The sequence below is a fragment of the Achromobacter dolens genome (genome assembly GCF_902859745.1).
GTDB lineage: Bacteria > Pseudomonadota > Gammaproteobacteria > Burkholderiales > Burkholderiaceae_B > Achromobacter > Achromobacter dolens.
Genome location: NZ_CADIJW010000019.1, coordinates 36,555 through 60,065 on the forward strand (window position 1 = coordinate 36,555; position 23,511 = coordinate 60,065).

General features: G+C 68.8%; 25 protein-coding genes. 13 read left to right on the forward strand and 12 right to left on the reverse strand.

Translation table 11 applies throughout. From position 1 onward, the window contains the following. Positions 1-64 precede the first annotated feature (64 nt). Complete coding sequence (locus HV783_RS15400) at positions 65-520, reverse strand: GFA family protein (protein ID WP_054501045.1); 456 nt, start codon at positions 518-520, stop codon at positions 65-67. Positions 521-692: 172 nt separating this feature from the next. On the opposite strand from HV783_RS15400, the gene HV783_RS15405 reads away from it, so the two are divergent. The 6 genes from HV783_RS15405 (at position 693) to HV783_RS15430 (ending at position 5,406) form a co-directional block, all read left to right on the forward strand. Next, a complete protein-coding gene (locus HV783_RS15405; RefSeq protein ID WP_049075485.1) occupies positions 693-1,574 on the forward strand; it encodes a phosphoribosylaminoimidazolesuccinocarboxamide synthase in 882 nt (293 codons plus the stop codon). Positions 1,575-1,821: 247 nt separating this feature from the next. Beyond that, on the forward strand, positions 1,822-1,980 hold the full coding sequence (locus HV783_RS15410; RefSeq protein WP_006390808.1) for a DUF5993 family protein: 159 nt from the start codon (positions 1,822-1,824) through the stop codon (positions 1,978-1,980). Positions 1,981-1,990: 10 nt separating this feature from the next. Next, a complete protein-coding gene (locus HV783_RS15415; protein ID WP_054501046.1) occupies positions 1,991-2,563 on the forward strand; it encodes a disulfide bond formation protein B in 573 nt (190 codons plus the stop codon). Between the two features lie 74 nt (positions 2,564-2,637). Continuing rightward, positions 2,638-3,159, forward strand: coding sequence for a 5-(carboxyamino)imidazole ribonucleotide mutase (gene purE, locus HV783_RS15420; RefSeq protein ID WP_054501047.1), 522 nt, complete (start codon positions 2,638-2,640; stop codon positions 3,157-3,159). Positions 3,160-3,164: 5 nt separating this feature from the next. Continuing rightward, positions 3,165-4,355: a 5-(carboxyamino)imidazole ribonucleotide synthase gene (locus HV783_RS15425; RefSeq protein ID WP_054501048.1), complete on the forward strand. Its 1,191-nt coding sequence runs from the start codon at positions 3,165-3,167 to the stop codon at positions 4,353-4,355. 4 nt (positions 4,356-4,359) lie between these two features. After that, on the forward strand, positions 4,360-5,406 hold the full coding sequence (locus tag HV783_RS15430) for an L-threonylcarbamoyladenylate synthase (protein ID WP_175167528.1): 1,047 nt from the start codon (positions 4,360-4,362) through the stop codon (positions 5,404-5,406). 12 nt (positions 5,407-5,418) lie between these two features. On the opposite strand, the gene HV783_RS15435 is transcribed toward HV783_RS15430, so the two are convergent. From HV783_RS15435 to HV783_RS15450, 4 genes are read right to left on the reverse strand one after another with little or no spacing between them, the layout of a single operon-like run. Beyond that, the gene (locus tag HV783_RS15435) at positions 5,419-6,246 is read right to left on the reverse strand and encodes an IclR family transcriptional regulator domain-containing protein (RefSeq protein ID WP_054501050.1); all 828 of its coding nucleotides are present in this window, start codon (positions 6,244-6,246) and stop codon (positions 5,419-5,421) included. Further along, positions 6,246-6,887 (reverse strand): 3-oxoacid CoA-transferase subunit B, encoded by a 642-nt coding sequence (locus HV783_RS15440; protein ID WP_054517278.1) that lies wholly within the window; start codon positions 6,885-6,887, stop codon positions 6,246-6,248. Before HV783_RS15440 ends, HV783_RS15435 begins: the two co-directional genes overlap by 1 nt. Positions 6,888-6,897: 10 nt before the next feature. Next, a complete protein-coding gene (locus HV783_RS15445; RefSeq protein WP_064528297.1) occupies positions 6,898-7,578 on the reverse strand; it encodes a 3-oxoacid CoA-transferase subunit A in 681 nt (226 codons plus the stop codon). 51 nt (positions 7,579-7,629) lie between these two features. Then, positions 7,630-8,646: a Bug family tripartite tricarboxylate transporter substrate binding protein gene (locus HV783_RS15450; RefSeq protein ID WP_175189433.1), complete on the reverse strand. Its 1,017-nt coding sequence runs from the start codon at positions 8,644-8,646 to the stop codon at positions 7,630-7,632. Positions 8,647-9,002: 356 nt separating this feature from the next. Between HV783_RS15450 and HV783_RS15455 the strand changes: the two genes are divergently transcribed. From HV783_RS15455 to HV783_RS15485, 7 genes are all read left to right on the forward strand, one after another. Further along, a complete protein-coding gene (locus HV783_RS15455) occupies positions 9,003-10,025 on the forward strand; it encodes an amino acid ABC transporter substrate-binding protein (protein ID WP_006385546.1) in 1,023 nt (340 codons plus the stop codon). A 156-nt stretch (positions 10,026-10,181) separates the two neighbouring features. Beyond that, positions 10,182-11,042 (forward strand): IclR family transcriptional regulator, encoded by an 861-nt coding sequence (locus HV783_RS15460; RefSeq protein ID WP_049075467.1) that lies wholly within the window; start codon positions 10,182-10,184, stop codon positions 11,040-11,042. 359 nt (positions 11,043-11,401) lie between these two features. Then, complete coding sequence (locus tag HV783_RS15465) at positions 11,402-12,310, forward strand: arginase family protein (RefSeq protein WP_175189441.1); 909 nt, start codon at positions 11,402-11,404, stop codon at positions 12,308-12,310. Positions 12,311-12,351: 41 nt separating this feature from the next. After that, positions 12,352-13,143, forward strand: a complete 792-nt coding sequence (locus HV783_RS15470; RefSeq protein ID WP_175189434.1) for an ABC transporter substrate-binding protein — start codon at positions 12,352-12,354, stop codon at positions 13,141-13,143. A gap of 44 nt (positions 13,144-13,187) precedes the next feature. Continuing rightward, positions 13,188-13,880: an amino acid ABC transporter permease gene (locus HV783_RS15475; RefSeq protein ID WP_049075464.1), complete on the forward strand. Its 693-nt coding sequence runs from the start codon at positions 13,188-13,190 to the stop codon at positions 13,878-13,880. Between the two features lie 4 nt (positions 13,881-13,884). Continuing rightward, complete coding sequence (locus HV783_RS15480; protein WP_175189435.1) at positions 13,885-14,637, forward strand: amino acid ABC transporter ATP-binding protein; 753 nt, start codon at positions 13,885-13,887, stop codon at positions 14,635-14,637. 191 nt (positions 14,638-14,828) lie between these two features. Next, entirely contained in the window at positions 14,829-16,385 is a 1,557-nt protein-coding gene (locus HV783_RS15485) for an acetolactate synthase large subunit (protein ID WP_064528312.1), read from the forward strand. Between the two features lie 39 nt (positions 16,386-16,424). Here the strand turns inward: HV783_RS15485 and HV783_RS15490 are convergent, their stop codons facing one another. From HV783_RS15490 to HV783_RS15520, 7 genes are read right to left on the reverse strand one after another with little or no spacing between them, the layout of a single operon-like run. Beyond that, positions 16,425-17,135 carry an ABC transporter ATP-binding protein gene (locus tag HV783_RS15490; protein WP_026383166.1) on the reverse strand — a complete coding sequence of 237 codons (711 nt, stop codon included), beginning with the start codon at positions 17,133-17,135 and terminating at the stop codon, positions 16,425-16,427. Continuing rightward, entirely contained in the window at positions 17,123-17,896 is a 774-nt protein-coding gene (locus HV783_RS15495) for an ABC transporter ATP-binding protein (RefSeq protein WP_175142539.1), read from the reverse strand. Before HV783_RS15495 ends, HV783_RS15490 begins: the two co-directional genes overlap by 13 nt. Beyond that, on the reverse strand, positions 17,889-18,941 hold the full coding sequence (locus tag HV783_RS15500; RefSeq protein ID WP_054501059.1) for a branched-chain amino acid ABC transporter permease: 1,053 nt from the start codon (positions 18,939-18,941) through the stop codon (positions 17,889-17,891). The genes HV783_RS15495 and HV783_RS15500 overlap by 8 nt, the downstream gene beginning before the upstream one ends. Positions 18,942-18,943: 2 nt before the next feature. Then, positions 18,944-19,825: a branched-chain amino acid ABC transporter permease gene (locus tag HV783_RS15505; protein WP_006385541.1), complete on the reverse strand. Its 882-nt coding sequence runs from the start codon at positions 19,823-19,825 to the stop codon at positions 18,944-18,946. Positions 19,826-19,840: 15 nt separating this feature from the next. Then, positions 19,841-21,001, reverse strand: coding sequence for an ABC transporter substrate-binding protein (locus HV783_RS15510; RefSeq protein WP_020926741.1), 1,161 nt, complete (start codon positions 20,999-21,001; stop codon positions 19,841-19,843). Positions 21,002-21,020: 19 nt separating this feature from the next. Continuing rightward, entirely contained in the window at positions 21,021-21,866 is an 846-nt protein-coding gene (locus tag HV783_RS15515; protein WP_175189436.1) for an alpha/beta fold hydrolase, read from the reverse strand. Beyond that, the gene (locus HV783_RS15520; protein WP_175167531.1) at positions 21,863-23,422 is read right to left on the reverse strand and encodes a benzoate-CoA ligase family protein; all 1,560 of its coding nucleotides are present in this window, start codon (positions 23,420-23,422) and stop codon (positions 21,863-21,865) included. The genes HV783_RS15515 and HV783_RS15520 overlap by 4 nt, the downstream gene beginning before the upstream one ends. Positions 23,423-23,511: the final 89 nt, after the last annotated feature.

Sequence of the window (23,511 nt, forward strand, 5' to 3'; positions counted from 1 at the left end):
AGGCGGGCAGCAAAAAGGCGGGCCCGCGAGGGCCCGCCTTTTTTTCGTGCCTGTCGCGCGCGCCTCAGGCGGGCGGGGCGTTGCGGGGGAAGTTCGGCACGGTCCGGTCCACATGGTGCCAGGACGGCGCCGAATCGGTCCACATGCTGACGCGGGTGTGGAAGGCCTCGGGATCGTCCAGGGATCCGGCCCGCACCACTTCGTAGCCCATGCCTTCCGAGCCGCCGAACAGCGGCGTGCCACAGTCCGCACAGAAGCTGCGCATCACGGTATGGCCGGAATCGCCCTGGTAACGGTGTTCGCGCGCCTGGCCGCGCAGCAGGGTGACCGAGCCGGCCGGCAGGATCAGCGCGTGGGCCGGCGCGCCGCCGCTGGAATACTGGCAATCGCGGCAATGACAGGTGGCCGCCATGATGGGTTCGTCGGTTACCGCGTAGCGCACCGCCCCGCATTGGCAGCCGCCGGTCAGGTGGACCTGCGCGTCGGCGTGGGGCGGGCGTTTCTGGGTTGCATCCTGCATACGACTGTGTCTCCTCCAGGTGAAAAGGGGGCGCCGTGACGCGGTGCGCGGCCGGCGCATTTTTTGGCATCCGGCCAGACTAACCCGCGGCCCGACGCGCGGCAAGACGGGGCTATTTGCAGTAACCTATGCGCTTTGCGCGACCCCCATTTTTGCCATAGGCCATTTTTCCGTGACTTCTGCTTTGCATCAATCCAGCATCAAGTCCTTGCCGCTGCTGGGCCGCGGTAAGGTCCGCGACATGTACGCGGTGGGCGACGACAAGTTGCTGATCGTCGCATCGGACCGCATTTCGGCGTTCGACGTCATCCTCGACGATCCCATCCCCGGCAAGGGGCAGGTGCTGACTGAACTGACCGAGTTCTGGCTGCAGAAGCTGGCCCACATCCTGCCGAACCACTCCACCGGCATCAAGCCCGAAGACGTGGTGGCGCCCGATGAAGTCGACCAGGTGCGCGGCCGCGCCGTGGTGGTCAAGCGCCTCAAGCCGATCCTGGTGGAAGCGGTGGCCCGCGGCTACCTGATCGGTTCCGGCTGGAAGGACTACCAGGCCACCGGCGCCGTCTGCGGCATCAAGCTGCCCGCCGGCCTGCAGCAGGCCAGCCAACTGCCCGAGCCGATCTTCACGCCGGCCGCCAAGGCCGAGTTCGGCATGCACGACGAAAACGTCGATTTTGCCCACGTGGTCAAGGAAGTCGGCCAGGAAATGGCCGAGCGCATCCGCGACGTCACGCTCAAGCTGTATGCCGAGGCGGCCAAATTCGCCGCCACCAAGGGCATCATCATCGCCGACACCAAGTTCGAGTTCGGCCTGGACGACGACGGCACGCTGTACCTGATGGACGAAGTGCTGACGCCGGATTCCTCGCGCTTCTGGCCGGCCGACGGTTACCGCGTGGGCATCAGCCCGCCTTCCTTCGACAAGCAGTTCGTGCGCGACTGGCTCGAGACCCAGACCTGGGACAAGACCCCGCCCGCGCCGCGCCTGCCGCAGGACGTGCTGGAAAAGACCGCCGCCAAGTACCGCGAAGCGCTCGACCGCCTGGTCGCCTGACGCGCGCGCCGCGCCCCAAGAGCCGCCCGTGAACCGGGCGGTTTTTTTTGTCCGCGTCGACCGGACGGTCAGGGAAATCCCTGCTTTTCCGTAAAAATTATTGCGTATTGTTACGCTATACTCGCCGGCAACCTGCATCCGGAGGCCGGCGGCGTGCCCGCGCGGCCTCCTTTCCGCCAACTTGCCGGACGCGGCCCGCAGCCGCCGCCTGGGCGCATCGCCCACCGGACGAAGAAAGGAGCTGCGCATGATCATGATGTTGCCTTTCCTGACCGGATTGGTCGCCGTGTGGTTCGGTCTGCTGGGCAAGCGCCGTCCCTGCGTCGCCTTCTGGCTGATCACCCTGGGCGTGTTCGCCGCCTGGTGCCAGTTCCACATGACCAGCCCGCTGGCGCTGTCGCTGTAGGCCCGCCGACATGATCTTTTCCCGCAATCCCGCGCGCGGCTCGCGCGTGCTCAATGCCCTGGCCCTGCTGGGCGTGACGACGATCCTGGGACTGGCCTTCGCCTGGCAATTCGCCTACGACGAGCCGCCTTGCCCGCTCTGCCTGCTGCAACGCGTGGCCTTCATGCTGGCCGGGGTGGGGTTGCTGCTGAACCTGCGGCTGGGCCCGTCACCCATGCACTACGCCATGACGATTGCCGCCTCGCTCGGCGGCATGGTGGCGGCGGGCCGCCAGGTGCTGCTGCACATCGCGCCGGGCGACCCGGGCTATGGCACGCCGTTCCTGGGCCTGCACTTCTACACCTGGGCTTTTATCGCCTTCAGCGTCCTGATCGTGTTCTGCGTGCTGATGCTGTCGGTGGATCGCAAATGGGGCGACAACATGCTCAAGCGGCCGGTGTCGGCGCTGGGCGTAATCATCATGGCCCTGTTTTTCATCATGGTGCTCGCCAACCTGGGCAGCACCACGCTGCAATGCGGTTTCGGGCCCTGCCCGGACAATCCCACCGGCTATCTCTGGCTGGGTTCGGGCAATACGCCCTAGGGGTGGCGCCGGCGCCGGGTAAAATACCGGGTTTCGCGGCACGGCCGCGGCCTTTCAACGACTCGACACCGGTTATGACAGCCAAGACTTCCGCAGCGGCGCAGGCCACCCCCGTGGTGGGCGTGATTATGGGTTCCTCCAGCGATTGGGAGGTCATGAAGCACGCCGTCACCATGCTCGAAGACTTCGGCGTGCCGTACGAGGCGCGCGTGATTTCCGCGCACCGCATGCCGCAGGACATGGCCGAGTACGGCGCCGCCGCGTTTGATCGCGGCCTGCGCGGCATCATCGCCGGCGCCGGCGGCGCGGCCCACCTGCCGGGCATGATGGCGGCCCTGACCGAAGTGCCGGTGTTCGGCGTGCCGGTGCCGTCCAAGTACCTGCGCGGCGAGGATTCGCTGCTGTCCATCGTGCAGATGCCCAAGGGCGTGCCGGTGGCCACCTTCGCCATCGGCGAGGCCGGCGCCGCCAACGCCGCGCTGCACCTGATCGCCACGCTGGCGGGCACCGACGCCGGCCTGCACAAGAAGCTGGTGGCATTCCGCGCGCGCCAGACGCAGGCCGCGCGCGACATGAAGGTTCCGCCCGAGGCCTGATCCCCATGACGCAATCGACTGCTTTCACCATTGCCCCGGGCGGCTGGCTCGGCCTGCTGGGCGGCGGCCAACTGGGCCGCATGTTCTGCCATGCGGCGCAAAGCCTGGGCTACAAGGTCGCGGTGCTGGACCCGGCCGCCGAATGCCCGGCGGGCATGGTGGCGGACCTGCACATCCAGGCCGCCTATGACGACGAAGACGGCCTCGCGCGCCTGGCGCAGACCTGTCAGGCCGTCACCACCGAATTCGAGAACGTGCCGGCCGACAGCCTGCGCGCGCTGGCGACCCGCTGTCGCGTCAGCCCGGCCGCCGACGCGGTCGCCATCGTGCAGGACCGCATCGCCGAGAAGGCCTTCATCGCCAGCCAGGGCATCCCGGTCGCGCCGCACGCCGCCATCCGCAGCGAGGCCGACCTGCGCGCCGCGCCCGACAGCCTGTTCCCCGGCATCCTCAAGGTCGCGCGCCTGGGTTACGACGGCAAGGGCCAGGCCCGCATCGATTCGCGCGAGGCCGCGCTGGCCGCGTTTGCCGAGTTCGGCGGCGTGGCCTGCGTGCTGGAAGCGCTGATGCCGCTGGACTACGAAATCTCGGTCGTGCTCGCGCGCGGTTTCGACGGTTCCAGCGTGGTGTTCCCGGTGGCGCGCAATGTGCACCGCGACGGCATCCTGGCCGTGTCGACGGCGGCGCCGGTCAAGCTCGACGCCGCCCACGCCGAACGCCAGGCGCAGGCCACCGCGGCCGCGCAGGCCATCGCGCAGGGCCTGGGCTACCACGGCGTGCTGTGCGTGGAATTCTTCGTGCTCCGGGACGGCAGCCTGATCGTCAACGAGATCGCGCCGCGTCCGCACAACAGCGGCCACTACACCATGGACGCCTGCCTCACCAGCCAGTTCGAGCAGCAGGCGCGCGCCATGGCCGGCCTGCCTCTGGGCGGCACCGACCTGCTGGCGCCCGCCGTGATGCTGAACCTGCTGGGCGACATCTGGTATCCGTCAGCCTCCGGCGACGCGCAGCGCGAGCCCGACTGGGCCGCCGCGCTGGCGGTGCCCACGGCCAAGCTGCACCTGTACGGCAAGCGCGAGGCGCGCCGCGGGCGCAAGATGGGCCACGTCACCATCGTCGCGCCGACGCTGCAGCAGGCCCAGGCCGACGCGGCGCGTGTCGCCGCCGCGCTGGGCATGCAGGCGCCCGAGTAACGCCATGTCCGCTTCGCCCGACTCCGCCAGCGCCGCGGACATCGCCGACGCCGCCCGGCGCCTGCTGGCTGGCGAGCTGGTCGCGTTCCCGACCGAGACCGTCTACGGCCTGGGCGCGGACGCCGAGAACCCGCAGGCCGTGGGCAGGATCTACGCCGCCAAGGGCCGGCCGTCGAACCACCCGGTGATCGTGCACATCGCGCCGCAGGGCGACCTGTCGTACTGGGCGGCCGAGGTGCCGCCCGAGGCGCGTCTGCTGATCGACGCCTTCTGGCCCGGTCCGCTGACGCTGATCCTCAAGCGCGCGCCGCACATCGCCGACACCGTCAGCGGCGGCCAGGACAGCATCGGCATCCGCTGCCCCTCGCATCCGGTGGCGCAGGCGCTGCTGGCGGCGTTCGCGGCCGGCAAGCCGAACGGGCAGGGCGGCGTGGCCGCGCCGTCGGCCAACAAGTTCGGCCAGGTATCTCCCACCCGCGCCGACCACGTGCGCCACGAATTTCCCGACGAGGTCGCGGCCGGCATGCCGGTGCTGGAAGGCGGCGCCGCCGAGGTCGGCATCGAATCGACCATCCTGGACCTGTCGCGGCTGGACCGCGGCGCCGGCCCGGTGCTGCTGCGCCCCGGCCATATCAGCGCCGCGCAGATCGAGGCCGTGCTGGGTGTGCAGGTGTTCGCGCCCGACGCCGCCGCGCCGCGCGCCTCGGGCACGCTCAAGGCGCACTATGCGCCGCGCACGGCGCTGGAACTGGCGTCCGACGCGCGCCTGCAAGCCGCGCTGCAAGGCCGCGGCCTGCCGCCGGGCAAGGTCGTGGTGGTGGCGTACACGCCGCCGCCGGCGGCCGTCGATGCGCGCATCCAGTGGCAACAGGTGCCGGCCGATCCGGCGCGCTACGCCCAGGCGTTGTACGCGTTGTTGCGCGACCTGGACGGCCAGGGCTTCGCGCGCATCATCGTGCAGGCGCCGCCGGACAGCGAGGCGTGGCACGCGGTCAACGACCGCATCGGCCGTGCCGCCGCCGCGTTCACGCTCGACACCACCGACCTGTAGGGGGGCGGCCGTTCAGGCCGCCAGGAATTCCCCGATCCTGGCCACCGCCTGGCGCATCGGCGCCAGGAATTCTCCCGTCAATCGCTCCAGCGGCACCCGCGCCGCCTTGACGCTGACGTTGACGGCGCCGCAGGCCTTGCCGCTGGCCGAGCGCACCGGCACCGAGATGGCGCGCACATTCAATTCGAGTTCCTGGTCGACCACCGCGTAGTCCTGCTCGCGGATGCGCGCCAGCTCGGCCCGCAGCCGCGCTTCGGTGGTGATGGTGAACTCGGTGTAGGGTTGCAGTTCGATGGCGGCGAAGTAGCGCGCCAGCGCCGGCTCGGACAACTGCGCCAGCAGCACGCGGCCGATCGAGGTGCAATAGGCCGGCAGCCGGCTGCCCAGCCCCATCGAGGTGGCCAGCAGCCGGTTCACTTCCGAGCGCGCCAGGTAGAGCATTTCGTGCCCTTCCATGATGGCCAGCGCGCAGGTCTCGTTGACGCTGGCGCTCAGTTCTTCCAGCACCGGTTGCGCCAGCGAGACGAACGGCGTGGACGAGAAGTAGGCGTAGCCCAGCCCCAGGATGCGTGGCGTCAGGATGTACTGGCGGCCATGCTGTTCGGCGATGCCCAGCAGGATCAGCGTGTGCAGGCAGCGCTGCACCACCGCGCGCGGCAGGCCGGCGCGGCGCGCCAGTTCGGCCGCGGTCTGCGGATGGCGGCGGGTGCCGAAGGCGCGGATCACGTGCAGGCCGCGCGCCAGCGTCAGCATGTAGTCGGGATCCCCGCGCAACTGATCGGGGTGATCCTCGGGAGCGAGAGGCGCGGCGTAGCCGGGCGGGGGAAGGTTGGGCAGCATCAGCCTGCGCGCAGCGGCGCGCCGGTGCGTGCCTGTAGCGCTGTCAATGTCATGCCGTCGATCATATCCCGGACCCACAAGCCGTCGGGCGTGACGTCGATCACGGCCAGGTCGGTGTAGATGCGGTCGACCACGCCGGCGCCGGTCAGCGGATAGGCGCAGCGCTCGACGATCTTGGGCGAGCCGTCCTTGCTGTTGTGCTCCATCAGGATGTAGACGCGGCGCGCGCCCACCGCCAGGTCCATGGCGCCGCCCACGGCCGGCGCCTCGCCGGGCTTGTTGAGCGACCAGTTGGCCAGGTCGCCGTTGGCCGCGACCTGCATGCCGCCCATGACGCAGATGTCCAGGTGGCCGCCGCGCATCATGGCGAAGGAGTCGGCGTGGTGGAAATAGGCGCCGCCTTCGAGCAGCGTCACCGGCTGCTTGCCGGCGTTGATCAGGTCCAGGTCGATGTCGTCCTCGGCCGGCGGCGGGCCCATGCCGAGAATGCCGTTTTCACTGTGCAGCACGATCTCGCGGCCGGCGGGCAGGTGCGCGGCCACCAGCACCGGCATGCCGATGCCCAGGTTGACGTAGCTGCCGTCGGGAATGTCCTGGGCCAGGCGCCGCGCCATGGCTTCGCGGGTCAGGGGAGTGGGCATGGGGAATCCTTCAACTGGAGAACGCGGAGTGCGCCACCTGGGTGACGCGCTTGACGAAGATGCCTGGCGTCACCACGGCCTCGGGCGACAGCTCGCCCAACGCCACCTTGGCGCGCACCTGCACGATGGTGGTTTTCGCGGCCATGCACATGATGGGGCCGAAGTTGCGGGCGCTCTTGCGGTAGGTGAGATTGCCCCAGCGGTCGGCCAGGTCGGCCTTGACCAGCGCGAAGTCGCCGTGCAGCGGCCTCTCGAATACATGGCCGCGGCCGTCGATGATGCGGGTCTCCTTGCCGGCGGCCAGTTCGGTGCCATAGGCCGTGGGGGTGAAGAAGCCGCCCAGGCCGGCGCCGGCGGCGCGCAGCCGTTCGGCGATGGTGCCCTGCGGCACGCATTCCAGCTCGATGGCGCCGCGCCGGTACAGGTCGTCGAAGACCCACGAATGCGAGGCCTTGGGAAACGAGCAGATCACCTTGCGCACGCGGCCGGCCTTGATCAGCGCGGCCAGGCCGGTCTCGTGGTTGCCGGCGTTGTTGCTGACCACGGTGAGCTCGCGCGCGCCCTGCTCGATCAGGGCGTGCAGCAGTTCGGTGGGCATGCCGGCGCCGCCGAAGCCGCTGACCAGCACGGTGGCGCCGTCGTGGATGTCGGCCACGGCGGCGGCGGGGGTGTCGATGAACTTGTCGATCATGGTTGCCTTCGTATCAGGCGGGGCGCGGGTTGCCGGCGCGCCCCGCGGCCATCAGTCCACGGTGATGCGGGCCTGCTCGATGATCCCGGCATAGCGCGCCGAATCCTGCTTCATCAGTTCGGCGAACTGCGCCGAGGTGCCGCTGGCCGGCAGGAAGCCCGCGTCCAGAAATTTCTGGCGCACGTCCGGTTCCTGCACGATCTCGCTGATCTCGCGCGCCATGCGTTCGATGATCGGCCTGGGCGTGTTGGCTGGCGCCATCAGGCCGGCCCAGGAGCCGGTGACGAAGCCCGGCATGCCGGCCTCTTCCATGGTGGGAATCGACGGCTCTGTGGGCCAGCGCTGCTTGCCGGTGAAGCCGAGCGCCTTCAGGCGGTTCTGCTTGACGTACTGCATCGGCACCAGGATGGGATCGAACACCATCGACACCCGGCCGCCCAGCAGGTCGGTGAGGATCGGCGCGCTGCCCTTGTAGGCGACGTGCGTCATGGTGATCTTGTTGCGCAGCGCGAAATCGGCGCCGGTCAGGTGCGCGCTGGAGCCGTTGCCGCTGGAGGCATAGGTGAGCTTGTCGGGGTGCTTGCGGGCGTATTCCACCAGCTCTGCCACGCTGTTCACGGGCAGGTCCTGCGCCACGAACAGGAACAGCGGCAGGTCGGCCATCTGTGCCACGGGAACCAGGTCGTCCGGCTTGTAGCCCAGTTTGTAGAGATGGAAGTTGATGATGTAGGCCGGCAGGATCGACAGGAAGGTGTAGCCGTCCGGGTCGGCCTTGGCCGCGATCGCCGAGCCCACGCTGCTGTTGGCGCCGGGGCGGTTCTCGACAATGATGGTCTGCTTCAGGCGCGGCCCGAGCTTTTCGACCACGATGCGCGTGACGATGTCGGTGGAGCCGCCCGGCGTGTAGGGCACGATGATCTTGATGGGTTTGCTGGGCCAGTCGTCCGCGTGCGCGGGGCCGGCGACCAGCCCGCCCGCGGCGAGCGCGGCGTACAACAGGGTCTTGATGACATGGCGGCGGTGTTCCGCCGCGAAGCTGGGGGGCTGCGGTTTCCTTGCGGGTGCCATGGATTTGTCTCCTCCATGATTCGGCCGAATGCTGGCGCGCGTCCCGGGTTTTTATAGTGGCGCGGCCGGCTTTTTCTGAGGGATGGTGATCGCGTTGCCTGTCAGCCAGGACGCGAAAAAAGTATGGCACGCAGGGTCCAGCGATCCGCCCCGCGGGCCCGTCAATAAAGTTCGATCACCGGACTTGGAGGGCATTTCGCCAACGACTTGCTACTCGGGTTTCCACTAGGCCTCCGCGCGTTGTTCACGCCGTGGACATCGCGTAATCTGGCGGCCGGCCCGCAAAGCATGGGCTTGGTTTCAGCCGCGACGGGCCTACAGGACGGCGCGGGGCATCTAATTCAGGAGAAGCAATAATGAAGCGGTTGATTTCGTTTGCTGCCGGCGCGCTTGCCCTGGCGTGCGCATCCCAGGCGGCGGTGGCCGGCCCCACGCTGGATGCGGTCAAGAAGAAGGGGTACGTGCAGTGCGGCCTGACCGACGGCGTCTCGGGCTTCTCGGCCACCAACAGCAAGGGCGAATGGGAAGGCATGGACGTGGACATCTGCCGCGCCGTCGCCGCCGCCGTGTTCGGCGACCCGACCAAATTCAAGGGCACCGCGCTGTCGACCCAGCAACGCTTTACCGCGCTGCAATCGGGCGAAGTCGACGTGCTGCTGCGCACCGTCACGCTGACGCAGACCCGCGACACCTCGCTGGGCCTGTCGGCCGTGGCCGCCAGCTTCTATGACGGCCAGGGCATCCTGGTGAACAAGAAGCTGGGCGTGAAAAGCGCCAAGGAACTGAACGGCGCCACCGTCTGCGTGCAGCCGGGCACCACCACCGAACTGAACCTGGCCGACTGGTTCCGCGCCAACAACATCGAATTCAAGCCGGTCGTGATCGACAAGGTCACCGAAGTCGTGCGCGCCTTCGAGTCGGGCCGTTGCGATGCCTTCACCGACGATGCCTCGCAGTTGGCCGCCGTGCGCGCCACGCAGGTCGCCAAGCCGGACGACTACGAGATCCTGCCGGAACGCTTCTCCAAGGAGCCGCTCGGCCCCATGGTGCGCCAGGGCGACGAGAACTGGCTGGGCATTGTCCGGTGGACGCTGTTCGCGCTGCTGGAAGCCGAGGAATACGGCATCACGCAGAAGAACGTGGACGAGATGCTTAAGAGCAACAACCCCAACATCTCGCGCATCCTGGGCGTGACGCCGGGCGCCGGCAAGAACATGGGCCTGGATGAAAAGTGGGCCTACAACGCCATCAAGGCCGTGGGCAACTACAGCGAAGTGTTCGAGCGCAACGTCGGCAAGGACAGCAAGCTGGGCCTGCAACGCGGCACCAACGCGCTGTGGAGCAAGGGCGGCGCGATGTACCCGTGGCCGATCCGCTGATTGCGGTGACCTGAGCACGAACGGCCCGCCTTGCGCGGGCCGTTTTGTTTCCGGCATGCCGCATGCCCCGCGGCGCTGGGCATCGGATCGTTGAGCGATATGGGCGAACCGTTATGCGGTACGCTATGCGCTTTTCCACCGGACGCATCCCGCGCCATGACGCAGACCCGACCCGAGGATTCCCCCTTGTTCATCGCCGCGCTGGCGCGTGGCGTTTCCGTGCTGCGGGCCTTCAGCGAAGGCCGGCCGGCGATGACGCTGCCGGAGCTGGCCGAGGCCACCGGCCTGAGCAAGAGCTCGGTGCAGCGGTTCACCCATACGCTGTGGACGTTGGGCTACCTTCGCAAGGATCCGGCCAGCAAGAAGTTCTCGCTGGGGCCGTGGTCGCTCGAACTGGGCATGAAGTACGTGCAGACCAGCCCGCTGGTGCTGGGCGGCAACCCGTTCCTGCACACGCTCAATCGCAACTGCCAGGAAACGTGCAGCTTGGCCGAGCCCGATGGGTTGGACATGGTCTACGTGGCGCGCTTTGCGACCCATAAGGAAATGTTCGTCAACATGCCGGTGGGCATGCGCCTGCCGCTGTATTGCACGGCTGCCGGCCGCGCGGTGCTGGCGCGGCTGGATCCGGCGGTGGCGCGCGGCCTGCTGGAACGCTGCGACCGCAAGGCGTACACCGCGGCCACCCTCACCGAGCTGGATGCGCTGCTGGCCGAACTGGAGTTCGCGCGCCGCCATGGCTACGCGCGTTCCAACGGTGAGTTCTATCCAGGCGACATCACCGTCAGCGCGGCGGTGCTGGATGCCGGCGGCACGCCGCTGGGCGCGGTCAATGTCTCGGTGCCGTCGAGCCGCTGGTCGTTCGAGCAGGCGCAGGCCGTGTTCGGGCCGCAGGTGGTGGAGACGGCGCACGCCATCAGCGCCTCGCGCACCTTGGGGCGCTCGCATCCGTTTTATGAGCTCGAACCGCCGGGCGGCGCGTTGCGGGGCGCGCCCTTGGGCGACGACGAGGCCTGATCGGGGCCAGGCCCCACCGCGAACGCGGATGTTCGGGGCGATGAAGACGCGGCGACATGAGAGGCCGGTTCGGAGTGCTGGCGCGACGCGTCAAATTGAAGCATCGGTGACGCACCGCCGCAGGGCGTCGTCACGTCAATTCCGTACTATTTCAATCGGATATTAATTCACCAATCAAGGGAAACTCCCTAATTGGCGGGGTGATGGCACGCGCGTTAATCTATTTATGACACGATCGTATCGTATAGCGATTTGATCGAATCTAAATATTCACTCTGCCACAAGCTTGCCGCCTGTCGCCAAGGAGCCGCGCCGTGCCGTCGTCCGCCGAAGTCCGCTTTCATCCCGTGTCGGGATTCATGGGCCTGCCGCCGGCCCGCGCCGCCGGGAGCGGCGCCGCGCGCGCCTGTGTCGTGGGCATCCCGTTCGACTGCGGCACGCATCCGTTCCGGGTCGGTTCGCGGCAGGGGCCGGACGCGATCCGCGAACAGTCGCGCCTGCTGCGGCCGGTGGACATCTTCCGCCGCCACGGCATCGACAATCCGCCCGAGTTCCTGCGCGCCATCGACGTCGGCAACGTGGCCTGCCATCCCGGCGATCCCGACGCCTCGTATCCGCTGATCGAGGCGGGCATCGGCGCCATCCTCGATGCGGGCGCCATCCCGATCTCGATGGGAGGCGACGGCGCCGTGACGCTGCCGCAGTTGCGCGCCGTGGCCCAACGTCATCCTGACTTCGTGGTGCTGCATTTCGATTCGCACACCGACACCTACCCGATCCCCGGCTACAACACGGCCACCACCTTCACCCGCGCCGCCGAGGAAGGCCTGCTGGACGTGCGCCGCAGCTTCCACGTGGGCACGCGCGGCAGTTCGTTCATGCCGGGCGTCATCGAGTTCGGCCGCGAGGTCGGCTACACCATCGTGCCCTTCGACGAGTTCGACCAGGACCAGAAGGGCGCGCTCGACGCCATCAAGCGGCAGATCGGCGAGCGGCCGGTGTACCTGTGCTTCGACATGGACATCTTCGACCCGTCCTGCGCGCCCGGCGTCTGCACGCCGGAGTGGGGCGGCCTGTCGCCCAAGGAAGGGCTGGGCCTGTTGCGCCAACTGGCGGGCCTGAATTTCGTGGCGTTCGACGTGAACACCGTTTCGCCGCCGCAGGACGTGCAGGGCGCCACGGCGTTCCTGGCCGCCACCGTCATGCAGGAGTTCTGCGCGCTGGCGGCGGTGGCGGTACGGCAGTACCCGCAAGGACGCCCGGACTGAACCGGCGCATTGCGGCATCCATTTCATACAAGGGGAATTGCATGAAACTCAAATCCATCCTGCTCGGCCTGGCTTCGGCCGCGCTGCTGGCCCAGGCCGGCGCCAGCGTGGCGCGCACGCTCGACGAGGTGCGCGCCGACAAGACCTTGAACGTGGTCACCACCGCGTCCGCGCCGCCGCACGGTTTCAAGAACCCGAAGTCGAACCGGCTCGAAGGCATCATGGTGGACGTGGCCGCCGCGGTCGGCAAGCATCTGGGCGTGGCCGACAAGCTCACCGACGTGCCGTTCTCGGGCCTGATCCCGACGCTGACCTCGGGGCGCGCCGATCTGATGTCGGCGCCGTTGTTCATCACCGAGGAGCGGGCCCGCGCCATCGACTTCTCGGCGCCCGTGTACGAATGGGGCGAGGGCATCGTGGTCAGCGACAAGGCCACCCGCCGCTACGCCAGATTCGAGGACATGCAGGGCCAGAAGGTCGGCGTGCTGGTGGACTCGGTGCAGTTCAACATGATCAAGGACATGCCGGGCACCAAGGTATCGACCTACCAGGACTATTCCACGCTGCTGGCCGATGTGCGCGCCGGCCGCGTCGATCTGGGCATCGTCGATCCGCCCAGCATCATCTACCAGATCAAGACCAAGAACATCCCCGGCGTGAAGCTGGACACGGGCTACCAGCCGCAGCGCAAGTGGCAGGTGGGCATGGCGGTGCAGAAGGGCAATACGGCGCTGCTGGAGGCCGTCAACGCCGCGCTGGCCGAGATGAAGCGCAACGGCGAACTGGCCGCGATCGGGCAGAAGTGGGGCGTATCCGACCTGCTCAGCAAGTAATGCCGCCGCCGCGCGGATAAGCAGCACGAGTTAAGGAGCAAGCATTGGATCTCGCCACGTTGCGCATGTACCTGAGTCCCCTGGCCGAGGGCACGCTCTGGACCCTGGCGCTGTTTTTCTGTTCGGCTTTCCTGGCGGTGGCGCTGGGCCTGGTGGTGTGCCTGTGCCGCCTGTCGCGGCGGCCGCTGGTCAGCCGCGCGGCCCGCGTCTACATCGACATCATCCGCGGCACGCCGCTGCTGCTGCAACTGTTCTACATCTACTACGGCCTGCCGGAGCTGGGCGTGGTGATCAACGGCTTCGTGGCCGGCGTGCTGGGGCTGACGCTGAACTTCGGCGCCTACCTGGCCGAGCTGTTCCGCAGCGGCATCCAGTCGGTGGACGCGGGCCAGTACGAAGCGGCGCGGGCGCTGGGGTTGCGGCGCACGCAGCGGCTGCAGCGCATCGTGCTGCCGCAGGCGCTGCGCACCATATTCCCCGCGCTGGGCAACTACGCGCTGGTGCTGGTCAAGGAGACCTCGCTGGTGGCGGTGATCAGCGTGTATGAGTTGATGCGCGCCGGCGAGATGCTGGCGGGCGCCACCTTCCAGGCGCTGACGGTCTACACCATGGTGGGCGTCATTTATTTCGCCCTGTGCAGCGTGCTGGCCTACCTGTTCCGCCGCTCGGAAAAGCGCCTGACCGTGCCGGGCTACTGGAGCGGCGCCGGCGACAACCACGACATTTCCAAGGCCTGACGCGATGGATGGATTGAACGACTTGGCGCCGATCATCACGATGCGGGGCGTCTCCAAATGGTATGGCGACTTCAAGGTGCTGGACGGGCTGGACCTGGAGGTGCGGCCCGGTGAAAAGCTGATCCTGTGCGGCCCGTCCGGCTCAGGCAAGTCCACCACCATCCGGTTGCTGAACCGGCTGGAGGAACACCAGCAGGGCACGATCGTAGTCGACGGCATCGAGCTGAACGACGACGTCGGCAACATCGAACGCATCCGCGCCGAGGTGGGCATGGTGTTCCAGCACTTCAACCTGTTCCCGCACCTGACGGTGCTGGAAAACTGCACGCTGGCGCCGATGCTGGTCAAGGGCGTGGCGCCGGCGGAGGCGGAAAGCCGCGCCATGCAGTATCTGGAGCGCGTCAGGATCCCGCAGCACGCCGCCAAGTATCCGGGCCAACTGTCCGGCGGCCAGAAGCAGCGCGTGGCGATTGCCCGCGCGCTGTGCATGCAACCCAAGATCATGCTGTTCGACGAGCCGACCTCGGCGCTCGATCCGGAGATGGTCAAGGAAGTGCTGGACACCATGGTGGCGCTGGCGCGCGACGGCATGACGATGGTCTGTGTGACCCACGAGATGGGCTTTGCGCGCGAGGTGGGCGACCGGGTGGTGTTCATGGACCAGGGCGCGATCGTCGAGACCGACACGCCGGACAACTTTTTCCGGGCGCCGCGTTCGGAGCGGGCGCAGGCTTTTCTGGGACAGATCCTGGCGTAGGCGCGGCCTTCTCCTGGCGGGACAGCGTTGGGGGCGGCGGCCTGAATTCCGGTTGCCGGAACCTGGGGAATGGTTCCATGCCGAGCCGCGCAAATGGCTCTACCCGGTTTGCGCTACGCTACCTATCATGCCAAATCGGGCCGGCGCGCCGCCGCCGGCCCAAGCCTACGTAAAACAACCAGGGAAACACGATGAACGGCGCTGATAGTCTTTGCGATACCCTTCTGGCCAATGATGTGGACGTCTGCTTTGCCAACCCGGGCACGTCCGAGATGCACTTCGTCGCGGCGCTGGATCGCAAACCGAAGATGCGCTGCGTGCTGGGCCTGTTCGAAGGCGTGGTGACGGGCGCGGCCGATGGCTACGCGCGCATGGCCGACAAGCCGGCCGCCACGCTGCTGCACCTGGGGCCGGGCCTGGGCAACGGCCTGGCCAACCTGCACAACGCCAAGCGCGCGCGCACGCCGATGGTCAACATCGTCGGCGACCATGCCACCTATCATGTGCAATACGACGCGCCGCTGACCAGCGACGTCGAAGGCGTGGCGCGTCCCATGTCGCACTGGGTCAAGCGCGGCATGTCGGCCGAATCGATGTCGGCCGACGCCGCCGAGGCCATTGCCGTGGCGCGCCGCCATCCGGGCAACATCGCCACCCTGATCCTGCCGGCCAACTCCGCCTGGACCGAGCTGCCGGCCGACACCGCCGTGGCCAAGGTGGTCGACGAGGCCGTGCCGCACACCACCATCGAGGCGGTGCGCGCCGCCGCCAAGGCGATCCGCTCCGGCGAAACCACCACGCTGCTGCTGGGCAGCACCGCGCTGCGCGAACGCGCGCTCAAGGCCGCCGGCCGCATCGCCCGCGCCACCGGCGTGCGGCTGATGTCCGAAACCTCCAACCGCCGCGTCGAGCGCGGCGGCGACCGCACGCCGGTCGACCGCCTGCCGTACCCGATCGACCTGGCGGTGGCCAAGCTCAAGGACGTGCGTCACCTGGTGCTGGTCGGCGCCAAGGCCCCGGTGGGCTTTTTCGCCTATCCCGGCAAGCCCAGCCTGCTGGCGCCCGAGGATTGCGAGAAGATCGTGCTGGCCACTGTCGAGCAGGACCTGGCGCACGCGCTGGAATGGCTGGCCGACGAACTCGGCATCGCCGCTGACGCGCCGCGCCTGGCGGCGCCCGCGCCGGCCTACGAGGTGCCGGCCAGCGGCAAGCTGACCGGCGCCGCCGTCAACATCCTGGTGGCGCACCACCTGCCCGACAACGCCATCGTCTGCGACGAGTCCATCACCCAGGGCCGCGAATTCCCGATCTACAGCGCCAGCAGCGCGCCGCATGACTGGCTGATGCTGACAGGCGGCGCCATCGGCATCGGCCTGCCGCTGGCGGCCGGCGCGGCGGTGGCCTGCCCGGACCGCAAGGTCATCACCCTGCAGGCGGACGGCAGCGGCATGTACACCTTGCAGGCGCTGTGGACGCAGGCGCGCGAGAACCTGGACTGCCTGACGGTGATCCTGGCCAACCGTTCCTACGCCACGCTGCATGGGGAGATGAAGAACGTGGGCGTGCAGGAGCCGGGCCGCAACGCGCGCCGCATGCTCGACCTGGAAGAGCCCTATCTGGACTGGACCCACCTGGCGCGCGGCATGGGCGTGGAGGCGGTCAGCGTCGATACCGTGGAAGGCTTCGCCCGCGCCTTGCAGGACGGCCTGAAGCGCCGCGGCCCGTTCCTGATCGAAGCGTTGATCTGACGCTTTTGCCCCGCGCGGCAAGGAGCAGGCGCGGGGCGGTCAGACGCCCAGGTAGCGCGTCAATTGTTCCGGCGCGGCGGCCAGCGCCGCGCTGTCGCCGTCCTGCACGATCAAGCCCTTTTCCATCACCAGGCAGCGGTCGGTGTGCGCCAGCACCGCGCGGTAGTTGCGGTCGACGATCAGCGTCGACATGCCGGTGGCGCGAATCTGCCGGATGATCTTCCAGATCTCGGCCACGATCAGCGGCGCCAGGCCTTCGGTGGCCTCGTCCAGGATCAGCAGGTCGGGGTTGGTCATCAACGCCCGGCCGATCGCCAGCATCTGCTGTTCGCCGCCCGATAACTGCTGGCCGCCATGGCCCAGCCGTTCCGTCAGGCGCGGAAAGGTCTCCAGCACCCGCGCATAGGTCCAGTCGCGCCGCCCCTGTTCGCCGGCGCGCGCCGCCACCAGCAGGTTCTCGCGCACGCTCAGGTTGGGGAAGATGCCGCGGCCTTCGGGTACGTAGGCCACGCCCAGTTGCGCGATGGCGTGCGGCCGGGCGCGGGTGCAGTCGGCGCCGCGCACCGCCACGCGGCCCTGGGCGCTGCGCACCTGGCCCACCAGGCTGCGGATCAGCGTGGTCTTGCCCATGCCGTTGCGGCCCACCAGTCCCACGGACTCGCCCGCCCCGATGCGCAGGCCGACGCCGCGCAGCACGTGGCTGGCGCCGTAGTACACATGCAGGCCGTCGGCTTCGATCAGTGCGCGCATGTGAAGTCTCCGTCCAGGTCTTCGCCCAGGTAGGCGGTGCGCACCTCGGCATTGGCGCGGATCCGCGCCGGGTCGCCGCTGGCGATGCTGCTGCCGTTGACCATCACGGTGATGGTGTCGGCGATGCGGAACACCGCGTCCATGTCGTGCTCCACCAGCAGGATGGCGTGGTTGGCCTTGAGCGTTCGCAGCAGCGCCAGGATGCGGTCGGTTTCCTCCGGGCCCATGCCGGCCAGCGGTTCGTCCAGCAGCAGCACCTGCGGTTCGCCGGCCAGGCACATGGCGATCTCGAGCTGCCGCTTGCGGCCATGCGGCAGCAGCCCCGCCGGTTGCATGGCGTCGGCCGCCAGGCCGGTGCGCTCCAGCGCCTGCGCGGCCAGGTCGGCGCTGACCGCGCAGGCCGAGGCGGGCCGCCACCAGTGCCAGAAGCGCTGGCGCCGCGCCTGCGCCGCCAGCCGGCAGTTCTCGAACACGCTCAGTTCCGGGAACAGGGTCGAGCGCTGGTAGCTGCGGCCCAGCCCGGCGCGCGCGCGTTCGGGCTGGCCCCAGGCGGTGATGTCGCGCCCGCCCAGCGACACCTGGCCGCTGCTGGGCGCCAGTTCGCCGGACAGGATGTTGATCAGGGTCGATTTGCCCGCGCCATTGGTGCCGATGACGGCATGCACTTCGCCGCGTCGCAGCGCCAGCGACACGCCGTTGACGGCGGTCAGGCCGCCGAAGCGCCGGGTGACCGCGTCGGCGGTCAGCAGGGGATCAGGCATGGGGCTCTCCTTGGATCGGCAGCGGGAGGGGCTTGGCGGCGCCGGCCGACGCGGCCGAGGCGACCGCGGTGGCAGGGGCCCGGCGCGCCCGGCGCCGGCGCCATTGCGCCGGCAGGCCGGCCAGCCCGTCGGGCAGCAGCGCCACCAGCGCGATGATGGCCAGGCCCAGCGGCAGGTGCCAGTGGCGCGCGTAGTCGCCGAACAGCGCCTGCGACTGGAACAGTTCCTGCAACAGCACCAGCGTCGCCGTCCCAAGCACCGCGCCGCCCAGGCTGCCCATGCCGCCCAGGATCACCATCAGCAGCACCAGCCCCGATTGTTCCCAGGCCAGCAGCTCGGGCGTGACGAAGCCGTCCTTGAGCGCGAACAGGAAGCCGGCCAGCCCCGCCAGCGCGGCGCCGATCACATACGCCGCCAGCTTGTACGGATAGGTCGAATAGCCGGCCGCCCGCATGCGCTGTTCGTTGATGCGGATGCCGGCCAGCGCCGCGCCGAACGGCGAGCGCCGCAGCAGGGCGAGGAAGCCCCAGGTCAGCGCCAGGCAGGCCAGCACGAAGAAATAATAGGTATTGCCCTGGTCCAGGTCGAAGGGCACCCAGCCTGCGATATTGGCCTGCGGCCGGAAGTACAGGTAGATGCCGTCGCTGCCGCCGCCGACCTTGGTGTCATGGAACACGTAGTAGGCCATCTGCGCGAAGGCCAGCGTCACCATGATGAAGTACACGCCGCGCGTGCGCAGCGCCAGCGCGCCCGTCAGCGCGGCGTAGGCGGCGGCCGCCAGCAGCGCGGCCGGCAGCAGCCACCACAGGCTGGCCGCTTCCGAGGACGGCGACAGCAGCGCGGCGGCATAGGCGCCGATGCCGAAGAACGCCGCATGGCCCAGGCTGACCAGCCCGGCGCCGCCCACCAGCAATTGCAGGCTGAGCGCGAACACCGCGTAGATCATGATCTTCACGGCCAGGCCGGTGTAGTAGTCGCTGCCGCTCCAGGCGAAGGCGGCCAGCGCCAGCAGGGTCGCGACAGGCAGGAGTCGATTCACATTCATGGTCAGCCCTGTTTGAACAGCCCTTCGGGCTTGCACAGCAGAATCGCGGCCATCAGCACGTACACCAGCACGCCCGCGGCGGCGGGGAACAGCACCTGGCCGAAGGTCTCGACCACGCCCACCAGCATCGCCGCCAGGAACGCGCCGCGGATCGAACCGATGCCGCCGATCACCACCACCACGAAACAGATGATCAGCACGCCGTTGCCCATGCCGGGATATACGGATGACACCGGCGCGGCGATGCTGCCGGCCAGCGCCGCCAGCGCCACGCCGGCGGCGAACACCAGCCGGTACAGCTTGTTGACGTCGATGCCCAGCGACCCGGTCATCTCGCGGTTGCTGGCGCCGGCGCGCAGCATCATGCCGAGCCGCGTGCGCGCGATGACCCAGTACAGCAGCAGCGCCACCGCGATGCCCACCGCCGAGATGAACAGCCGGTACACCGGGTAGGTCATCACATCGCCCAGCGCGATGCTGCCCTGCAGCCAGGATGGCAGCGGCACGCCGTGCACGTCGTTGCCCACCAGGATGCTGCGCAGTTCCTCGAACACCAGGATCAGGCCGTAGGTCATCAGCACCTGCTGCAGGTGGTTGCGGCGATACAGGTAGCTGAAGAACGCCGCCTCCAGCAGATAGCCGAGCGCGGCCGCGGCCAGCACGCACACCGCCAGGGTGGCGACGAAGCCGCCGCCGAGCCAGCGATCCACCGCCGGCCCCAGCGCGAACGCCATGTAGGCGCCGATCATGTAGAAGCTGCCGTGCGCCAGGTTGATGATCCCCATGATGCCGAAGATCAGCGTGAGGCCGCTGGCCACCAGGAACAGCAACAGGCCGTACTGGAAGGCGTTCAGGCTCTGGATGAGCAGGATGCCGAGGTCCATGGGGACTCTCCGGTCCTAGAGCTTGCAGCCGCGGGCCGGGTCGGCCAGCTTGCGAACGGCCACGTCGACCACCTTGTTCTCCAGGCCGTCGACGCGGCGCAGGTAGATGTCCTGCACCGGGTTGCCGGCCTTGGACAGCGTGAACGCGCCGCGCGGGCTATCGACCGTGGCGCCGCGCATGGCTTCGCGGAATTCGGCCTTCTTGCCGAAGTCGCCCTTGACCGCCGCCAGCCCCGACTGCATCAGTTGCGCGGCGTCGTAGCCTTGCACCGCGTAGACGTCGGGCTGCATGTTGTAGGCCTTGCCGTAGTCGGCGCGGAAGGCGTTGTCGCGCGGCGTGTTCAGGCCGTCGGCGTAGTGCAGCGTGGTCAGCAGCCCCTGCGCCGACGCGCCCTGCGCCTGCAGCGTGCCGTCGGTGAGAAAGCCCGAGCCGTACAGCGGGATGGTCTTGTCCAGGCCGGCCGCGTGATAGTCCTGCACGAACTTGACCGCGCCGCCGCCGGCGAAGAAGGTGAACACCATGTCGGGCTTGAGCGCGGCGATCTCGGTCAGGAGCGACTGGAATTCGACGTTGGGGAAGGGCAGGCTCAGTTCCTTGACCACCTTGCCGCCGGCCTGCTCGAAGCCTTCCTTGAAACCGCCGATGGCCTCGTCGCCGGCCGCGTACTTCCAGGTGATGGTCACCGCCGTCTTGTGGCCGCGCGCCTTGGCCACCGGGCCCATGGCGTAGGCCGGCTGCCAGTTGGTGAACGAGGTGCGGAAAATGCCGGGGCCGCACAGCGGGCCGGTAATGGCGTTGGCGCCGGCGTTCGTCACGATAAGGGTGGTGTCGGCGTCCTTGGCGGCCTTGGCCAGCGCCATCGCCACGCCCGAGTGCACGGTGCCGATCAGCACGTCGACCTGGTCGCGCTTGATCAGGCGGTTGGCGTTCTCGGCGGCCTTGGACGGATTGGATTCGTCGTCCACCTTGAAGTACTCGATCTCGCGCCCGCCGAGCTTGCCGCCCTGTTCCGCCACATACAGCTTGAAGCCGTTCTCGATGGCGTTGCCGAGCGCGGCGTAGGTGCCGCTGTAGGGCAGCATGAAGCCGACTTTGAGCTTGTCGGCGGCCAGGGCGCCGCTTGCGGCCAGCATCAGTGCCGCGCTCAGCGCGGCCCGGGTCAGGGCGTGGGTCATGGTGGTGTCTCCGTGCTTGTCATGGGCTGCCGCTGGGGCGGCCGGGTTGGTCCAGCGCGCCGACGAAGCCGGCGATGGCCTGGATTACGGTGGCGGGCTGGTCCTTGTGCGGCGAGTGGCGGCAGTCGGGAATCTCCAGCAGCCGTGTCTGCGGCGCGGCGCGGCAGATGCCGCGTATCTGTTCGAGCGTGCCGTACTCATCGTCCACGCCCTGCATCGCCAGGATGGGGCAACCGATGGCGGGCAGGTGATCCTCGATGTTCCAACGGCGGAAGGCGGGGTCCAGCCAGACGTCGTTCCAGCCGCGAAAGGCCGAATCGACATCCTCGTGATGGCGCGCCAGCCGCGCGCGCAGGTCGGTGTCGCGGTAGGCCTGGCGCGCCTGTTCGATATGCGCCACGGTGCGGTCCTCGACGAAGATGTGCGGCGCGGCCACCGCGACGCCCGCGACTGCGTCGGGGTGCATGGCGGCGTAGAGCAGCGCGATGGAGCCGCCATCGCTGTGGCCGAACAGGATGGGCCGATCTCGCTTGGCATCGATGCCAAGCGCGGCGAGCAGCGCGGGCAGTACGTCGGCGGCCTCGCGGTGCATGAAGTCGACCGGGCGCTTTTCGCCCGCGGCCAGCGGCGTGGAGCGGCCGTAGCCATGGCGCGAATAGACCAGCCCGCGGCAGCCGGCGGCGGCGCAGGCCTGCCGCGGCCAGTCCTTCCACATCGACACGGACCCCAGCCCTTCGTGCAGGAACACCAGCAGCGGCGCGTCCCGGCGCGCGGCCGCGATCCACTGGTATTCCAGGCGCAGGTCGCGTCCCGCCGCGCGCACGTCGGCCAGGGCGGTGGGCTCGGGGGCGGGCACGGCGCTCATGGCGTGACCTGTTCCAACTGCCGCAGGCGGAATCGCTGGATCTTGCCGGTGGCGGTCTTGGGCAGTTCGTCGGTGAAGTCGATCTGGCGCGGATACTTGAAGGGCGCCAGGTGCTGCTTGACGTAGCGCTGCAGGTCGGCGCCGGTGTTCGCGTCCGGCGCGTAGCCCGGCCGCAGCACCACGTAGGCCTTGGTCTTGACCAGTCCGTCGTGGTCCGGCACGCCGATCACCGCCGCTTCCAGCACCGCCTCGTGCTGCACCAGCACGTTCTCCACTTCCACCGGCGACACGTACTGGCCGCTGACCTTGATCATGTCGTCGCTGCGGCCGGCATAGGTGTAGTAGCCGTCGGCGTCGCAGATGTACTTGTCGCCGCTCTTGAGCCAGTCCCCCAGGAAGCACTGGCGCGTCTTGTCGCGGTTGTTCCAGTACATCAGCGCCGCGCTCGGGCCCTTGATGTACAGGTCGCCAATCGCGCCAGCGGCCACCGGCGCGCCGTTGTCGTCGCGCAGTTGCACCTCGTAGCCGGGCACCGGCTTGCCGGTGGTGCCGTAGCGCAACTGGCCGGCGCGGTTCGACAGGAAGATGTGCAGCATCTCGGTCGAGCCGATGCCGTCCAGGATGTCACAGCCGAAATGGCGCTGGAAACGTTCGCCAATATCTCGCGGCAGGGCTTCGCCGGCCGAGGTGCAGATGCGCATCGCCACCTGTTCGCGCGGCGGCAGGTCGGGCGCGGCCAGCATGCTGGCGTACAGCGTCGGCACGCCGTAGAACACGGTCGGACGGTGCCGCACCAGGCGCTGGAACACGGCCTGCGGCGTGGGCCGCTCGGCCATCAGCACGACGGTGGCGCCCACCGACAGCGGAAAGGTCAGGCCGTTGCCCAGCCCGTAGGCGAAGAACAGCTTGGCGGCCGAGAACGCAATATCGTCCTCGCGGATGCCCAGCACCGGCTTGGCGTAGAGCTCGGCGGTGTGCCACAGGTTGCCGTGGGTGTGGACCACGCCCTTGGGCTTGCCGGTGGAGCCCGACGAATACAGCCAGAAGGCGATCTCATCGGACAGCGTGCGCGCGGCCGGCGCCAGCGGGGCGGCGGCCAGCAGCGCGTCGAGTTCGTGGGCGCCAGCCGGCGGCGCCGCGGCGGGGCGTGACACCACCAGGTGCTCGACCTCGCCGGGCGCCTGCGCCAGCGCGGCCTGCAAGGTCGGCAGCAGGCTCTCGGAGACGAAGGCGGCGCGCACGCGGCTGTGGTTGAGGATGTAGGCGTAATCGTCCGGCGTCAGCAGGGTGTTCACGGCCACGGGCACCACGCCGGCGTGCAGCGCGCCCAGGAACACCACCGGCCAGTCCGCCGTGTCCTGCATCAGCAGCAGGATGCGTTCCTCCCGCCGCAGCCCCAACTGGCGCAATGCGCCCGCCATGCGCGCCACGCGCTCGGCCAGTTCGCCATAGGTGAGCTGGCGGGTGTCGTCGATGTAGGCCAGCTTGGTGGCGCGCGGCGCGTTCAAGGCGGCCAGGTGGCTGGCGAAGTTCAGTTCGGCGGGGCAGGCATTCACGGTTGTCTCCTGGTGTCCTGGCGGGCGGGGCGGCCTGTCCGGCGGTCCGCAAGCGTCTGGCGGCTTGTCGTGACCGGGGACATGCATGA

What these genes read in the sequence shown, in the direction of transcription:
- HV783_RS15400 (WP_054501045.1), bottom strand. Translation starts at nt 520, where the DNA reads ATGCAGGATGCAACCCAGAAACGCCCGCCCCACGCCGACGCGCAGGTC.
- HV783_RS15410 (WP_006390808.1), top strand. Translation starts at nt 1,822, where the DNA reads ATGATCATGATGTTGCCTTTCCTGACCGGATTGGTCGCCGTGTGGTTC.
- HV783_RS15415 (WP_054501046.1), top strand. Translation starts at nt 1,991, where the DNA reads ATGATCTTTTCCCGCAATCCCGCGCGCGGCTCGCGCGTGCTCAATGCC.
- purE (WP_054501047.1), top strand. Translation starts at nt 2,638, where the DNA reads ATGACAGCCAAGACTTCCGCAGCGGCGCAGGCCACCCCCGTGGTGGGC.
- HV783_RS15425 (WP_054501048.1), top strand. Translation starts at nt 3,165, where the DNA reads ATGACGCAATCGACTGCTTTCACCATTGCCCCGGGCGGCTGGCTCGGC.
- HV783_RS15430 (WP_175167528.1), top strand. Translation starts at nt 4,360, where the DNA reads ATGTCCGCTTCGCCCGACTCCGCCAGCGCCGCGGACATCGCCGACGCC.
- HV783_RS15435 (WP_054501050.1), bottom strand. Translation starts at nt 6,246, where the DNA reads ATGCTGCCCAACCTTCCCCCGCCCGGCTACGCCGCGCCTCTCGCTCCC.
- HV783_RS15440 (WP_054517278.1), bottom strand. Translation starts at nt 6,887, where the DNA reads ATGCCCACTCCCCTGACCCGCGAAGCCATGGCGCGGCGCCTGGCCCAG.
- HV783_RS15445 (WP_064528297.1), bottom strand. Translation starts at nt 7,578, where the DNA reads ATGATCGACAAGTTCATCGACACCCCCGCCGCCGCCGTGGCCGACATC.
- HV783_RS15450 (WP_175189433.1), bottom strand. Translation starts at nt 8,646, where the DNA reads ATGGCACCCGCAAGGAAACCGCAGCCCCCCAGCTTCGCGGCGGAACAC.
- HV783_RS15455 (WP_006385546.1), top strand. Translation starts at nt 9,003, where the DNA reads ATGAAGCGGTTGATTTCGTTTGCTGCCGGCGCGCTTGCCCTGGCGTGC.
- HV783_RS15460 (WP_049075467.1), top strand. Translation starts at nt 10,182, where the DNA reads ATGACGCAGACCCGACCCGAGGATTCCCCCTTGTTCATCGCCGCGCTG.
- HV783_RS15465 (WP_175189441.1), top strand. Translation starts at nt 11,402, where the DNA reads ATGGGCCTGCCGCCGGCCCGCGCCGCCGGGAGCGGCGCCGCGCGCGCC.
- HV783_RS15470 (WP_175189434.1), top strand. Translation starts at nt 12,352, where the DNA reads ATGAAACTCAAATCCATCCTGCTCGGCCTGGCTTCGGCCGCGCTGCTG.
- HV783_RS15480 (WP_175189435.1), top strand. Translation starts at nt 13,885, where the DNA reads ATGGATGGATTGAACGACTTGGCGCCGATCATCACGATGCGGGGCGTC.
- HV783_RS15485 (WP_064528312.1), top strand. Translation starts at nt 14,829, where the DNA reads ATGAACGGCGCTGATAGTCTTTGCGATACCCTTCTGGCCAATGATGTG.
- HV783_RS15490 (WP_026383166.1), bottom strand. Translation starts at nt 17,135, where the DNA reads ATGCGCGCACTGATCGAAGCCGACGGCCTGCATGTGTACTACGGCGCC.
- HV783_RS15495 (WP_175142539.1), bottom strand. Translation starts at nt 17,896, where the DNA reads ATGCCTGATCCCCTGCTGACCGCCGACGCGGTCACCCGGCGCTTCGGC.
- HV783_RS15500 (WP_054501059.1), bottom strand. Translation starts at nt 18,941, where the DNA reads ATGAATGTGAATCGACTCCTGCCTGTCGCGACCCTGCTGGCGCTGGCC.
- HV783_RS15505 (WP_006385541.1), bottom strand. Translation starts at nt 19,825, where the DNA reads ATGGACCTCGGCATCCTGCTCATCCAGAGCCTGAACGCCTTCCAGTAC.
- HV783_RS15510 (WP_020926741.1), bottom strand. Translation starts at nt 21,001, where the DNA reads ATGACCCACGCCCTGACCCGGGCCGCGCTGAGCGCGGCACTGATGCTG.
- HV783_RS15515 (WP_175189436.1), bottom strand. Translation starts at nt 21,866, where the DNA reads ATGAGCGCCGTGCCCGCCCCCGAGCCCACCGCCCTGGCCGACGTGCGC.